The sequence below is a fragment of the Brevibacillus sp. NL20B1 genome (genome assembly GCF_018195675.1).
Classification (GTDB): Bacteria; Bacillota; Bacilli; order Brevibacillales; family Brevibacillaceae; genus Brevibacillus; species Brevibacillus aydinogluensis.
Window position 1 is genome coordinate 87,679 of record NZ_JAGTPT010000012.1, and the last position, 14,183, is coordinate 101,861.

General features: G+C 58.9%; 11 protein-coding genes. 5 read left to right on the top strand and 6 right to left on the bottom strand.

Features of this window, described 5'->3' with window-relative positions; genetic code table 11:
* Nucleotides 1-259: 259 nt before the first annotated feature.
* On the bottom strand, nt 260-484 hold the full coding sequence (locus KDN35_RS10385; protein ID WP_171565055.1) for a hypothetical protein: 225 nt from the start codon (nt 482-484) through the stop codon (nt 260-262).
* A 193-nt stretch (nt 485-677) separates the two neighbouring features.
* Between KDN35_RS10385 and fabL the strand changes: the two genes are divergently transcribed.
* The 5 genes from fabL (at nt 678) to KDN35_RS10410 (ending at nt 5,769) form a co-directional block, all read left to right on the top strand.
* Complete coding sequence (gene fabL / locus KDN35_RS10390) at nt 678-1,436, top strand: enoyl-[acyl-carrier-protein] reductase FabL (protein ID WP_212132667.1); 759 nt, start codon at nt 678-680, stop codon at nt 1,434-1,436.
* 132 nt (nt 1,437-1,568) lie between these two features.
* Nucleotides 1,569-1,982, top strand: coding sequence for a GNAT family N-acetyltransferase (locus KDN35_RS10395; protein WP_171565053.1), 414 nt, complete (start codon nt 1,569-1,571; stop codon nt 1,980-1,982).
* Between the two features lie 53 nt (nt 1,983-2,035).
* Nucleotides 2,036-2,572 (top strand): DUF402 domain-containing protein, encoded by a 537-nt coding sequence (locus tag KDN35_RS10400; protein ID WP_171565052.1) that lies wholly within the window; start codon nt 2,036-2,038, stop codon nt 2,570-2,572.
* A 132-nt stretch (nt 2,573-2,704) separates the two neighbouring features.
* Entirely contained in the window at nt 2,705-4,471 is a 1,767-nt protein-coding gene (locus tag KDN35_RS10405; RefSeq protein ID WP_212132685.1) for an ABC transporter ATP-binding protein, read from the top strand.
* Nucleotides 4,472-4,560: 89 nt separating this feature from the next.
* Nucleotides 4,561-5,769, top strand: coding sequence for an MFS transporter (locus tag KDN35_RS10410; RefSeq protein ID WP_171565051.1), 1,209 nt, complete (start codon nt 4,561-4,563; stop codon nt 5,767-5,769).
* 114 nt (nt 5,770-5,883) lie between these two features.
* Here the strand turns inward: KDN35_RS10410 and KDN35_RS10415 are convergent, their stop codons facing one another.
* The 5 genes from KDN35_RS10415 to KDN35_RS10435 all read right to left on the bottom strand — a co-directional run bounded on the left by KDN35_RS10415 (nt 5,884) and on the right by KDN35_RS10435 (nt 14,149).
* Nucleotides 5,884-6,732 carry an NAD(P)-dependent oxidoreductase gene (locus tag KDN35_RS10415; RefSeq protein ID WP_212132668.1) on the bottom strand — a complete coding sequence of 283 codons (849 nt, stop codon included), beginning with the start codon at nt 6,730-6,732 and terminating at the stop codon, nt 5,884-5,886.
* A 195-nt stretch (nt 6,733-6,927) separates the two neighbouring features.
* Entirely contained in the window at nt 6,928-7,611 is a 684-nt protein-coding gene (locus KDN35_RS10420) for a zinc metallopeptidase (protein WP_171565049.1), read from the bottom strand.
* Nucleotides 7,612-7,859: 248 nt separating this feature from the next.
* Nucleotides 7,860-12,392 (bottom strand): glutamate synthase-related protein, encoded by a 4,533-nt coding sequence (locus KDN35_RS10425; protein ID WP_212132669.1) that lies wholly within the window; start codon nt 12,390-12,392, stop codon nt 7,860-7,862.
* A gap of 243 nt (nt 12,393-12,635) precedes the next feature.
* Nucleotides 12,636-12,776, bottom strand: coding sequence for a hypothetical protein (locus tag KDN35_RS10430; RefSeq protein ID WP_171565047.1), 141 nt, complete (start codon nt 12,774-12,776; stop codon nt 12,636-12,638).
* Nucleotides 12,777-12,856: 80 nt separating this feature from the next.
* On the bottom strand, nt 12,857-14,149 hold the full coding sequence (locus KDN35_RS10435; protein ID WP_171565046.1) for a glutamate-1-semialdehyde 2,1-aminomutase: 1,293 nt from the start codon (nt 14,147-14,149) through the stop codon (nt 12,857-12,859).
* Nucleotides 14,150-14,183: the final 34 nt, after the last annotated feature.

Below are 14,183 nucleotides of genomic sequence, written 5' to 3' on the forward strand. Positions count from 1 at the left end.
CCATTCGAGGGAAAAATCGTAATCTTAGCATATGGCAACTTTTTCTTGATGTAAAGTATTTTTTGCCCAATTTAAAGAAGAAAGTATTTTCTGACAACAATGCGCAGTGCCGGCCTACAACGGGAGCCGGACAGCCTGGTGGCGGGTTACCAAAACATGTACAAAAGTCCGATCATCGCGGCAAGGCTGATTGCCACGATTCCGATGATGATGCCCCATTGACGAGTCTCTGTTTTCATTTTTCATTCCCTCCTTTTGTTCAATCGTAAATCGGCGTAGACGCGTGATCCCAGCCGCCGCCATCGCCTCCGATTGGTCCGCGTGATTCCAGTTCGCGGATGATGCGGGCGTGGAGCGAACATCCTTCAGCATTGAGATAGGCTGCCAGTTGAGACATGGCGTGATGGTAGTAAAGCAATTCGTTTACTTCCCATTGGGAGAGCGGTGTCATCGTCAGTTCCGACAGTTCGCGGCCAATAAACATGAAAACACTCCTTCCCCGCCGTCAGGCACAAGCTGTTTCGCATAGTATGGCTGTCCGCTGCCGCTTCCATGCCTGAAGTCGCGCTGTCTGGGAGCAAGTGGTCAGGTGGCAATTCAGACAGTCACGGTGTATAATGAGAATGTTCTTTTTTGGTACCTGATATTAATAGTTGGTGTGATAGGAGGAAACCCTCATGCATACAAACCGAAAAGTGGCGCTCGTTACGGGCGGAACCCGGGGGATCGGAAAGGCGATCGCCCGTCGACTGGCGGAACAGGGATATGACCTGGTGCTCAACTACCTGCGCAACCGCACGGCCGCCGGGGAAACAGCGGCGGAGCTGGAAGCCCTGGGTGTCCGCGTTCACCTGGTGAAGGCAAACGTGGGCGATGTGGCCAAAATCAAAGAACTGTTTGCCGAAATCGACCGGGAGTTCGGCCGCCTGGACGTACTGGTGAACAACGCCGCGTCTGGCGTAATGCGCCCGCTCATGGAGCTGGAAGAGAATCACTGGGACTGGACGATGGAGATTAACAGCAAGGCCCTGTTGTTCTGCGGACAGGAAGCGGCCAAACTAATGATGAAGAACGGCGAGGGCGGGAAAATCGTCAGCATCTCCAGCCTTGGCTCAATTCGCGTGCTGGACAACTACACCGCTGTCGGCGTGTCCAAAGCGGCACTCGAAGCCCTCACCCGCTACCTGGCTGTCGAACTGGCGCCGTACAACATTGTCGTCAACGCGGTGTCCGGGGGAGCTGTGGACACCGACGCGCTCCGTCACTTCCCCAACCGCGAGGAGCTCCTGGCCCACTCAGCGGCGCGTACACCGGCTGGCCGCATCGTGGAGCCGGACGATCTGGCCAATGCGGTGATGTTCCTGTTGTCCGATCAGGCCTGGATGATCCGCGGCCAGACCCTCATCGTGGACGGCGGTCTGTCGCTGCTGACCTAAGTCCGTTTGGGCCGTTTGGGCCGGGCCGACGGGTTTGTATTCCCAATTGCGACCTGTTTCTCGCGTTCATACGGAGACAAAGTTGTCCAAGTGGTGTACAATAAGAACAGAAGGCATCGAAGGAGGCAACGTATGCTGATTCGACCGTTTCGGCTCGGTGACTATTCGGCGATAACGCGTATTTGGCAGGAAACCGGTTTGGAAGAATCGGACACGGAGTCATTGAACGACCTGGCCAAACAGTTGGCCTGGGACAGCGATTTGGTCATGGTTGCGGAGAAGGATGGAGAAGTGGTAGGGGTGGTCGTCGGCACGATAGACGGGTCACGCGCCTACTTTTACCGCCTGGCCGTTACTCCCCGCCTGCAGGGGACCGGCATCGGGCGGAAGCTGGTTGAGGCGATTGAAAAACGCTTTCGGCAACGGGGCGTCCATCGCGTCTTGATCATGGTGAATCAGGACAACCCGGAGGTTCTCCCTTTTTACTATTCACTTGGCTACGAGATGCAAAAATATGTTACACTTTCCAAAAAGCTCTCTTCTTAAGTTAAGGGAGGCTTATCCCCATTCATACAGAGAAGAGAAGAAAGGGGAGAGTCATGTCGCCAGCTCCAGGCTCCATTATCCGCATTGAAAGTTTTAAACACGACCATTCACTGCACCGCATCTGGGATAAGACGACGCTGATTCATTCCAGCGATGCGGTCGTGATTGGAGGCAACGACCGGGTCAAGGTAACAGAGGCAGACGGCCGGGAATGGCGGACGAGAGAGCCTGCCATCTGCACGTTTGGCCGCGGACAGTGGTTTAATACGATCGCGATGATTCGCGATGACGGCATCTATTACTACTGCAACATTGGTTCGCCTTTTAGCTTGAAAGGAAATCTGTTAAGCTACATTGATTACGATTTGGACGTCAAGGTATTTCCCGACATGACTTACACCATTCTCGACGAAGAGGAGTTTCTGCTGCACAGCAAGCAGATGAACTACCCTCCGTTTGTCGTCGAACGCGTGCAGACCGCTCTCCGGGAAGTGCTGGATTGGGTCCGTTTGCGGCGTGGCCCTTTTCAAAACGGATTTGTCCAACGCTGGTACGAGCGTTACCTGCTGGTGCGCGATGACGAGGTATGATCCCTTTCCCGAACGGCCGGGAGAGGGATTTCCTTGTTTGTCGGTCATCACCTGTCCCGGAACGAATACATGTAGGAGGGAAAGCGGGAACTGGCAAAAGGAGGGACGATCGTGAACAGCATCCGGCGCTACATGGCATACGTCATGCCCTATTGGAAACAGATCCTGGGAACCATTTTTATCGGCATCATCAAATTTTCGATACCGCTGCTGTTGCCGCTGATGATCAAGTACGTGATTGATGACCTGCTGCCCAGCCCCCTGCCCCGGGAGGAGAAGCTGACTCAACTGTTCTGGCTGATGGCCGTGGCGTTTGTGGTCTTTACCGTTGTGCGAGCGCCTGTGGAGTACTGGCGGCAGTACTTCGCCCAGTGGGTGTCCAGCCGCATCTTGTTTGACATTCGCAACCAACTGTTCACTCACCTGCAGCGGCTCTCCATGCGCTACTACAACAACCACAAGACAGGGGAAGTGGTCTCCCGGGTAATCAACGACGTGGAGTCAACCAAGTCCTTTATTGAAACGGGCCTGATGAACATCTGGCTGGACCTGATCACGATCGGTTTGACCCTGAGTGTGATGCTGTACATGGACGTCAAGCTCACGCTGGTCGCGATCCTGGTCTTTCCGCTGTACGCGATGTCTGTCAAATACTTTTACAAGCGGCTGCGGCAGCTTACGCGGGAGCGCTCGGCCGCCCTGGCCCACCTGCAGGGACACTTGCACGAGCGCGTAAACGGCATGTCGCTGGTGCGCAGCTTTGCCCTGGAGGAGCACGAATCCCGGGTGTTCGCCAAGGAAAACAACCGCTTTTTGCAAAAGGCGCTGGAGCATACGCGTTGGAACGCCAACACCTTTGCTGCCGTCAACACGGTGACGGACATTGCGCCGCTCATGGTGATCGCCTACGCCGGCTACCAGGTAATCGGGGGAACGCTCACCATCGGGACGCTGGTGGCGTTTTACGCCTATCTGGAACGCCTCTACACGCCGCTGCGCCGGTTGGTCAACTCCTCCACCACGCTGACACAGGCCGTTGCTTCGATGGATCGGATGTTTGAATTTATCGACGAGTCGTACGATATCGTCGACAAGCCCGGCGCCGGCCGGCTCCCGGTCGATCCGCAGACGGGGCGGATTCGCGGCGAAATCCGGTTTGAAAACGTCTCGTTTCGCTATCGCAAGGATGGGCCGCTGGTGCTGGATCGCGTCAATTTGACGATCAATCCGGGCGAGACGGTCGCCATCGTCGGCATGTCGGGCGGAGGCAAGACCTCGCTGATCAGCTTGCTGCCCCGTTTCTGGGACGTGACGGAAGGACGGATCACCATCGACGGTGTTGACATTCGCGACGTGCAGCAGCAGAATCTGCGCAGCCACATCGGCATGGTGCTGCAGGACAACATCCTGTTCAGCGAGTCAGCGCGGGTAAACATCCTGATGGGCAATCCCGACGCGGATGAAGCGGCCGTGATCGAAGCGGCCAAGGCGGCCAACGCCCACGAGTTTATCATGGAACTGCCCGATGGATACGACACCGAGCTGGGCGAGCGGGGAGTCAAGCTGTCCGGCGGGCAGAAACAGCGGATTGCCATCGCCCGCGTCTTTCTGCGTGATCCGGCCATTTTGATCCTGGACGAAGCCACATCAGCACTCGACCTGGAGTCTGAGCACATGATTCAGGAATCGCTGGCCCGCTTGACCAAAGGGCGCACCACGATCATCGTGGCCCACCGCCTCTCCACCATCACCCACGCGGACAAGATCGTGGTCATGAAAGAGGGGCGGATCGTCGAACAGGGAAGACACGAAGAATTGTTGGCGCTAAAAGGTGTGTATCATAATTTGTGGAGCGTACAGGATCTGGGCGCTCCCACAGCAGAGCATCCGGTGTCATAGGGAACCCGGCCAGTGGACGAAACGCGCGGGGCCGCGAGGAGACGGCGAGGCAGTCGCGTTTCCTCGCACCGGAAAGGAGGAGGGCGCCCGTGGAAACGTGGAAACGCAACTTGTATGTATTGTGCGGGGCGCTGTTTGTCGTCATGATGGCGATGAGCATGATCATGCCGTTTTTGCCGCTGTATATCCAGCAGGATTTCGGGGTGGAAGACCCGCATGAAGTGACCGCATGGGCAGGGGTCATTTTTGGCGCCAACTTTTTGACCGCCAGTCTGGTGTCCCCGATCTGGGGCAATCTGGCTGACAAGTACGGCCGCAAAATCATGATCTTGCGCTCCGGTTACTTCATGTCCGTCATCATCGCGGCGACCGGTTTTGCCGGGAGTTTGTGGCAGCTTTTGGCCCTGCGCCTCTTGAACGGAACGGTGGGAGGAATTGTCCCGGCCAGCACGGCTCTGGTCGCCTCCAATGCGCCTCGGGAAAAAGCGGGATGGGCATTGGGGCTGTTGCAGTCGTTCGTGACCGCCGGCTCCATTATGGGACCGCTGATCGGCGGGGTGTTGGCCGATCGAATCGGGTTCCGCATGATCTTTGTCGTGACCGGCAGCCTGGTCCTGTTGGCGACGCTGGTGATTACGTTTACCGTAAAGGAAACATTTGTGCCCCCGAAGGCCAAGGAACGCTCCAGTCTGTCTGATGACTTTCGCAAGATTTTCTCTTCCAGGGAGCTGCCGACGGTCTTCTTCGTGACGATCATGATCCAGTTTGCCTTGTTCAGTATCGTACCGGTGCTGCCGATTTTCATTGCACAGCTTTTGCATCAGCAGGGAAACGTCGCCTTCTGGGCGGGTGTGGTCCAGGCGTCTACCGGCATCGCCAACGTGCTGGCGGCGCCCCTCTTGGGACGGTTGGGAGACCGCTACGGTTCCCATCGCGTTTTGTTTGGCAGCCTGCTGTTTGCAGCCGTGTTGTTCGTGCCGCAGGCTCTGGCAGCAAACGTCACCCAGTTGGTGGTGCTTCGCTTTTTGCTCGGCTTGTCGCTTGGCGGCCTGCTTCCCGCTGTCAATGCCCTGCTGCGCCGGCTCACGCCCAGTCACATGATCAGCCGTGTGTACGGGTACAACAACAGCTTTGTCAGCATGGGCAGCATGCTGGGACCGATGATCGGCGGCTTCCTGGCCGGTTTCATCAGCATCAACGGGGTGTTTCTGATGACCAGTGCCCTGCTGTTCATCAACGCCGGCTGGGTGTTTTTCAGCTTCTTCCGTCAAAAGCCCCAGCGGGAAATGGAAACATGATGATCAACCGAAGTGGGAGAAAAAGTACGTGACATGAAGTGATGGGCCTAGCGAGCGAGCGGGCACCATCACACATGACACCACGGACTTTGTCTACATACTGAAGGACCGGCGTTACTGCCGGTCCAGAAAACGCAAGATTGCCATGACGTCCAGATCACCCATACCGTCCTCCAGCGCGGCGCGGTAGCAGGCGGCCGCCGATTCGGCCAACGGCGTGGAGACGCCTTCCTCGCGGGCGAGGCGAAGGTCTTTGGCCATGTGTTTGAGTGCAAACGCGGCCGGGTAGTTGTCGGCGAGAATGGACGCTTCCTTGCCGCGGATCAGCGGCGTGCCGACCGCGCTCTCTCTGATGATGGTCAGCATCTGCTCGGCTTCGATACCCATGCTGCGGGCGAACAGCAGGGTTTCAGCCGCTCCCTGCACGGTAATGCCCAACAGCAGGTTGATCGCCAGCTTGGCCGACGTGCCGGCACCGTTGGGGCCGAGGTGAAGTGCCAGTTTGCCCAGCTTGTCCAGCAGCGGTTTGACTTGGGTATAGTCGCTCTCGTCGCCGCCGACCATGATGACCAGCTTGCCTTCCTTGGCCGGGCCGACACTGCCGGAGACCGGTGCGTCGAGGAAGCGAAATCCCGCCTGTCGGCACTGTTCGGCCAGATAGCGGGACGTCTGAGGAGAGACCGTACTCATGTCCACGGCCAATGTGCCGCGAGCACCGGAAGTGAGCAGACCGTCCGGTCCGGTGTAGACAGCCTTGACGGCCTCGTCATCGCTCACCATTGTAAACACGATATCGCATTCCGCCAGTTCCGCCAAAGAGCCAGCCAGGGTGGCTCCCTGCGCGAGCAGCGGCTCTGCCTTGCTGGGCGTGCGGTTCCACACCTTCACCTCATATCCGGCAGCCAACAGATTGCCGGCCATCGGGATCCCCATGTTGCCCAGCCCGATCCATCCGATTTTCATCACATCTGTCTCCTTTCTTGTTGCGGAAAACTGCAATCGTTCATTCGGCAGGACGTGTTTGGCTTACCGAGCCACGTTCACATCCATTATACCTATGTAAAGCTTCATCACCTATCGTAGCGGATATAAGGAAAAAGGTACAGCCTCCTTAAAAACAGGAGGCTGTACCTGTTCGTGCATGTGCTGCAAGATTTATCAGTCTTCGTTGGAGCTGTTGAAGATCATTACGTATTTGGCCAGTTCGAGCACGGAGATCAGCGCGGCGGCCACATAGGTGAGCGCAGCGGCGCCCAGCACCTTGTTGACGCCTCGTTCTTCCGTGTTGCGGATGAAGCCCATTTTGACCATCATGTCTTTGGCGCGGCTGCTTGCGTTGAACTCGACCGGCAGCGTGATCAATTGGAAGGCGACGGCTGCGGAGAAGAAGATGATCCCCAGCAGCAGCAGATTGGCTGCCTTGAAGAAGAAGCCGGCCAAAAGCAGCAGCGGTGCAACCCCCGACGCAAAGTTGACGACCGGGAAGATGCGGTGGCGGGCCACCAGCATCGGGTAGGAGACCTTGTGCTGCACGGCGTGTCCTACCTCGTGGCAGGCGACGGAGATTGCCGAGATGGAATTGCCAAAGTAGACCGGATCGGACAGACGAACCGTGCGGGAAATCGGGTCGTAGTGGTCGGTCAGCGTACCGGGGATGTGTTCAACTGGAACGTGCGTCAGGCCATTGGCGTCCAGCATGCGGCGTGCCGCTTCCGCACCGGTCAGGCCGGAAGACGCGGGAACATCGGCAAAGCGGTTGAACGTTCCCTTGACGCGAAACTGGGCCCACAGCGACAGGCCGAACGCGATCAAAATCAGGAAGTCCATGGGGTGAAAGAACATGGGGGAAAATCACTCCTTCGTATATGATCATGAACAATGAGAGCACGTATGATAGTTTGCCCTATACTCAATTGTACGATCATCACAGGTGACAGTTTCACTTTTTTATTGTACAGTCTTTGACCAATCTTGACAATATCAGTGAATGCTTATGTGTGGTAAAAAAGCACTCTTCCCATAGTGGGAAGAGTGCGAGTGTTTTCAGGACGTCAGTCCTCTCTGGCAGGCTGCTGATCTTGTCGGGGAGGTTACTCGGTGGAGACAGACGGATCGGCCTGCTCTTTTTTCGGCGAAATCATCAGGAAGTGTGCAGCCGGATCGTCAATCAGCTTCTGGATGCGGCCGGCTGTTTCGTACTGCTCGGTGGCAAGCAGTTCCTCCTTGTAGGCGGAGAGCAGCTCGCGCACGTCGTTTACGCCTTTTTCGTCCAGTTGGTAGAGGAACACCTTTGCCCCTTTGGCGATCCTGCGCTCCAGAGCTGCCTGGTCAAAGCCCATCTCAGGTTGCAGGCGGACGTACACGACACCGCCGGTCATGCCCGCGCAGATCCACGGACCGGGATCGCCCAGCACGACGGCGCGCCCGTTGGTCATGTATTCAAAGGCAAAGCCTTTCAGATTGGCCCGTGCTCCGATACCGCCCAGCTCGTCGCGAATCGGCTCGGTAATCTCGCCGCCAAACACGACGTCTGCACCGGAGAGGCGGATGCAGGCGCGGGAATCGGCATTGCCCTGTACGATGAACAAGCCTTTTTGCGCACCGTAGCAGAAGCTCTTGCCGACGGAGCCGTTGATGTACGCACCGTTATGACCCTTGTGCTTGAGGATGGAGACGCGGCCGCCAAAGCTGGTTTTGCCGACGCCGTCCTGGGCGCCGCCTTCCACCCGAATGGTAACGCCCTGTGCGTTGTAAGCGGCCAGACCGTTGCCCGGCACGCTGCCGTCGGTGAAGTGGAGCGACACTTCCGGCAGCGAGGCGTAACTGCCGTCCAGGTAATTTTTCACGCGGGCACCGGACCAGCGGCTGCCCAGCACGCGTTCACTGGACAAAATCCCGGCAAACGTCTCCCGGATGGGTCGATCCGGGCTGAAGTAGCGGTTCTCCGAAGCGGCGGCAGCACCGGCGGTGACCAGCACGCGCTCCTCCGCTTCTTCCGCCCGCACGGCGGCTGCCTCCGGCGTGTACAGCGGATGGACGGCCAGCAGCGCCGACAGGTTGATTCGCTCCAGCAGACGGGTTTGGACCAGGAGGTCGGAGCGGCCGACCAGATCCTGCGTACGGCTGAAGCCGAGCGCGGCGGTGATGCGGCGCACTTCCTCGCCAAACAGGGTAAACAAGGTTTTCAGCCCGTTGACGGCCTGGTCGAACTGGCGCGGCACAAAGCGGCGCAGCCCTTTTTCGTGGGCCTCTTCCAGCGAGTCGATCTGGGTGGCGATACCCACGTGGCAGGTGTCCAGGTGACAGCCGCGGCAGGTGGTGCAGCCGACAGCGATCATCGCCAGGGTGCCAAAGCCGACGCGATTGGCGCCAAGCAGCATCAGCTTGACGACGTCTGCTGCACTTTTCACGCCACCGTCGGCCCACAGTTCCACCTTGTGGCGCAGGCCTGCTTCGAGCAAGGCGTTGTGGGCGGCTTTGACGCCAATCTCGGCCGGCAGCCCCACGTGCTGCAGGGCGTGGACGCGTGCCGCCCCCGTTCCTCCGTCAAAACCGGAGAGCGTGATGAAATCGGCGCCTGCCTTGGCAATGCCGACGGCGATGGTCCCGATGTTGGGCACGACCGGCACCTTGACGCACACCTTGGCTTCGTGGTTGGCCGTCTTCAGCTCCGTGATCATCTGGGCCAGGTCCTCGATGGAGTAGATGTCGTGGTTGTTGGACGGCGAGATCAGGTCGGAGCCGATCGTGGCGTTCCGGGCAGCGGCGATTTTCGCCGTTACCTTGGAGCCGGGAAGGTGTCCCCCTTCGCCCGGTTTTGCCCCTTGGCCGATCTTGATTTCCAGGATATCCGCCGCGTTGGCCAGCTCCACGTTGACCCCGAAGCGGCCCGACGCCACCTGGATACCGCGCGTTTTGCGGTAGCGGCCGAGCATGTCTTTGATTTCGCCGCCTTCGCCGTTCATGCTGATCATGTTGAGCTGGTCGGCGGCTTCGGCATAGGCGCGGAAGGCCGTTTCGTTCTGCGAGCCGAACGACATGGAGGAGATCAAAAACGGCAGCGAATGATCGCCTACGCTGATGTCCACCTGGGCCGGGTCCACCTGCTGCTCGGCACGGTCAAAGGCAAAGTCGGCTACGTGACGAATCGCAATCGGGTTGTCCCGTTCGTTTTCTTCCAGCTTCAACGCGTAGTCGGCGTACGGAATCTCTCCGGCGGCGACCTGTCCGATCAGTTTCCACAGGCGGGGGAAAATGTGGAACGTCTTGGCTTCCCTCGCCGTTGCAGTGGCGTAATCCTCGTGCCGTTTGATGCTGTCCGCCTCCAGATCGGCATAGGAGAGGCCGACCTGATCGGAACCGCAGAAGTTCACGATGGAGAGAGCCTTCGCCACGTCTGCCTGCAGCCCGATGGAGGAGAACAGCCGACCGTAGCCGCGCAGCTCGTGGATGCCGATGGTGGAGATCACTTTCTCCAGCCCCTTGTTCAGTGCGGCGTAGAGATTGGCGGCTGATGCCGCGCCTGCTTTGGCAAAGGCGGTGGCAAACATCAGGTACGGCGAAACCGCGTCCGCACCGGAACCAAAGGACAAGGCCAGGTCGTGCAGCGAACGGACGGCACCGGAGCGGAGGATGATGCCGGCCCGGCGGCGCAGGCTGATACCATCAGCGTCAAACGCTGCTTTCAAGCCTTGGTCGACAGCGGATACGGCGAGCAGCGGGTCGATCCAGTACCGGCCGTTCTGATGCGTCTCTGTGTCGTCCAACACAATCAGCACGGCTCCATTCTGCACTGCCTGTACGGCCGATTCCTGCAGCCGTTTCAGCCCGCCTTCCAGTCCGCTTTCCCGTTCGAAGTGGGTCGAGAGGATCGCGATGCTGGACGGGTGGTTGTTGAAGTAGTGGATCACCTGTTCCAGCGACAGCGTGCCCTGCTGCTGCGCCGTCTCCTGCAGCGACTGCCCTTCGAAGAGCAGCGGCGAGGGCAGCTCCAGACGCAGGCCGTCCGAGGCTGTGCCGGACAGCGGTACGCGGGTCCCGATCACGACGCGCGTGGAGAAATGCTCCATCTCCCGGTCGCGGTCAATCGCCGGGTTGGTGACGACAGCCACGCTTTCCTTGATGTAATCGGCCAGGTTTTGCCGCTCCTTGGACAGTGCAGCCAGCGGGCCGTCGTGGCCGAGCGAACGGATCGGTTCGGCTCCGTTGGCGGACATCTGCTCCACGAGTTGAATCTGCTCACGGTCCCAGCCAAATGCGCTGTAGACGGAAGAGGTCGGTGCCGACGTGTCCGGTTCGGCGACGAGCGCGTTGGCTTCATAGGCGAAGTGCAGGTGCTGACGGGCACCGGCTGCTTCCACCTTTTCCGCAAAGCGGTCGCGGACGATCTGCTGCAGCTTGTGGTGGGGGATCACTTCCACCTCTTGCTCCGCGTGCAGGATGACGCCCACCTTTTCACCGGGGGCGAGCGGTTTTGGTTCGCTTGCCATTTGATGAACCGGTATGATTCCCTGCTCGGAGGAGAAGTAATAGGACGTGGCGCTTTCCACCATCCACAGCGGTCTCAGCCCCAGGGCGTCGACGCTGAACACGCACTCATTTCCGTACCGCGAAACGATCCCGGCCGGTCCCTGGGCAAAGTGACCCCAAGCCTGGCGCAGGTACGTGTACAAGTCCTGCAGGTCATCCGGCAGGTTTTTCATCTCGTGATGGATCGGCGGGAACACCACTTCCATCGCTTCAAACAGGCTCAGGCCGTACCGATGGATAAAGGTTTCGATCGTGCGGTTGAGGTTTTGCGAGTCGCTCCCTCCGTCGACCAAAGGCACGCCGAGCATCTGTGCCTCTTCTTCCAGCTTGCTGATCGTGTTGATCTCACCGTTGTGGCCCAGGAGGGAAAACGGCTGAACGCGGAAGAAGTTGGACAAGGTATTGGTGGAATAGCGGTTGTGACCGATGGTGACGGACGAGACAAAGCGTTCGTCAGCCAGGTCGTGAAAATACTGAGGCAGAATGTTGGCGGCGCCCATTACCTTGTAGGCGCTGGTCACCGGGCTGAGCGAAGCGACGTGAACGTTGTGGGCCGCTTCGATGGCGACGTGCAATTCAAACAGGCGGCTGGCATACGCAGCTTGGTTCAAGCCTTCCGGCGCGAAGACGGCCAACTGCCAGAAAACCGGTTCGTCCCGCTTGCCGTTATTGCCAAGCACTGCCGAGTTGACGGCGTTTTCCCGTTCCAGCAGGATCTCCACACCGTGCGCGGCAAACAGTCCGCGAATCGCTTCCTGAACGGCCTGCGGGTCGTGGCCCGAGCGCGGCACGAAGATGTGGGCGACGGCAAAGCGTGGATCACGGGCCAGATCGCCGTCCAGCCCGGCCTGGTGCAGATAGGCGGACCAGAGCGCGCGGGGGATGTCCGTGAGGATGCCACAGCCGTCTCCTTCCCCGTCGATAAAGCCGGAGCGGTGTTCCATCTGGATCAGCGAGCGAATCGTTTCCTGCACGTTGGTCCGCGTCGGTGTTCCCGACTTCTCGATGATACAGATGATGCCGCAACTGTCGTGTTCAATCACATGATAGCCTTGAAACTGCTCAATCGTATTTCTCTGTCTGTTGTCTAGCATGGTCCCGGTCAGTTGGCCTGACCCTCCACCTCCCCTGCGTACAATTCGGAAAGTTCAAAATTGTAATGTTTAGAATACCACGAATATAAGGGGGACACAAGAAATCGTCTGGCTTTTTATGCAAATGAAAGCGTTTTTATGCAAATAAAATGTTTTTGTTCGATAAAAACGCCTGTCCCACGCGCATAAAAAAAAGCGCATTCGTCTGTGGTAAATAGAGGAATGCGCATTAATTTGCATTTGTTACCGGTCGTGCTGTTGGGTTTTGTGATGTTCGGTTTTTCGCGGATTTTGAAAGCCGACGACCTCCATCATCTTGGAGTTCATCTTTGGGTCCATCGTCTTTTCCGGTGCCTGCGGGTAAGTGTGTTCGCCTTTGGACACGGGGTTCCCTCCTGTGTGAATGCTGTTTGAGGCTAGTATGCCCGAGCGGCCGGCGGCTGTCGCAGGCAATTTTTGACCGCTTACTTCGCGAGTGCGGCAAATGAACGGTCCACTGCCGCCACGGTGGCGCGAATATCGTCTTCCGTGTGGGCGGTGGTGATGAACCAGGCTTCGTATTTGGACGGCGCGAGGCAGATGCCCTCGTCCAGCATCAGCCGGAAGAAGCGGGCAAACAATTCTCCGTCCGCCGCCTGAGCGGAGGCATAGTCAGTGACCGGCTGGTCCGTGAAGTAGACGGCCAGCGCTCCCTTGACGCGGTTCACCTGAATGGTGATTCCGTGTGTCTCGGCAGCGCGGCGAATGCCCTCTTCCAACAGCTGGCCCAACCGTTCAAACTCCTCGTAGACGCCCGGCTGCCGGAGCACTTCCAGGCAGGCGATGCCGGCTCGGATTGAGGCTGGATTGCCCGCCATCGTACCGGCTTGATACGCAGGGCCGAGCGGTGCCACCTGCTCCATGATCTCGCGTCGGCCGCCGTACGCCCCGATTGGCAGCCCGCCGCCGATGATTTTGCCCAGTGCGGTCAGGTCCGGCTCTACGCCCAGCAGGTTTTGCGCCCCGCCGTAGCAGAAGCGGAAGCCGGTGATCACTTCGTCGTAGACGACCAGCGCGCCCGCCTCGTGGGCGATCCGGTTCACCGCTTCCAGAAAACCGGGTTTGGGCGGCACGATCCCGAAGTTGCCGACGATCGGCTCCACCAGGACGCACGCGGTCTCCTGTCCCCAGACCCGGATCGCTTCGGCAAACGCGTCGATGTCGTTGTAGGGAACGGTGATCACTTCGTTGGCGATGCTCTGCGGGATGCCGGCACTGTCCGGGATGCCCAGCGTGGACGGCCCCGAACCTGCCGCCACCAGCACCAGGTCGGAGTGGCCGTGGTAGCAGCCGGCGAATTTGATGATCTTGACGCGACCTGTATACGCGCGGGCGACGCGGATGCAGGTCATCACCGCTTCCGTTCCGGAGTTGTTGAAGCGGATGCGCTCCATCGACGGAATCGCCTCGCGAATCATGCGGGCAAACTGGATTTCCCACGGCGTCGGCGTGCCGTACAGCGTGCCGTTGGCCGCCGCTTCACTGATCGCTTTGGTAATGTGCGGATGGGCGTGGCCGGTGATAATCGGACCGTACGCCGCCAAATAGTCGATGTACCGGTTGCCGTCGACGTCCCAGAAATAGGCGCCCTGCGCCCGTTCCATCGTGACGGGGGCGCCGCCGCCGACTGCCTTGAACGAGCGGGACGGGCTGTTCACCCCGCCCAGGATGACCTCCATCGCTTCTTCGTGCAGCTGTGCGGATCGCTCTCGTTTCATATGTACTCCCTCTTTTCTGTCCACAAAGTCCTCC

Excerpts from the sequence above, each read along its gene's own strand:
- KDN35_RS10385 (WP_171565055.1), bottom strand. The coding sequence starts at position 484 with ATGTTTATTGGCCGCGAACTGTCGGAACTGACGATGACACCGCTCTCC.
- fabL (WP_212132667.1), top strand. The coding sequence starts at position 678 with ATGCATACAAACCGAAAAGTGGCGCTCGTTACGGGCGGAACCCGGGGG.
- KDN35_RS10395 (WP_171565053.1), top strand. The coding sequence starts at position 1,569 with ATGCTGATTCGACCGTTTCGGCTCGGTGACTATTCGGCGATAACGCGT.
- KDN35_RS10400 (WP_171565052.1), top strand. The coding sequence starts at position 2,036 with ATGTCGCCAGCTCCAGGCTCCATTATCCGCATTGAAAGTTTTAAACAC.
- KDN35_RS10405 (WP_212132685.1), top strand. The coding sequence starts at position 2,705 with ATGGCATACGTCATGCCCTATTGGAAACAGATCCTGGGAACCATTTTT.
- KDN35_RS10415 (WP_212132668.1), bottom strand. The coding sequence starts at position 6,732 with ATGAAAATCGGATGGATCGGGCTGGGCAACATGGGGATCCCGATGGCC.
- KDN35_RS10420 (WP_171565049.1), bottom strand. The coding sequence starts at position 7,611 with ATGTTCTTTCACCCCATGGACTTCCTGATTTTGATCGCGTTCGGCCTG.
- KDN35_RS10425 (WP_212132669.1), bottom strand. The coding sequence starts at position 12,392 with ATGCTAGACAACAGACAGAGAAATACGATTGAGCAGTTTCAAGGCTAT.
- KDN35_RS10435 (WP_171565046.1), bottom strand. The coding sequence starts at position 14,149 with ATGAAACGAGAGCGATCCGCACAGCTGCACGAAGAAGCGATGGAGGTC.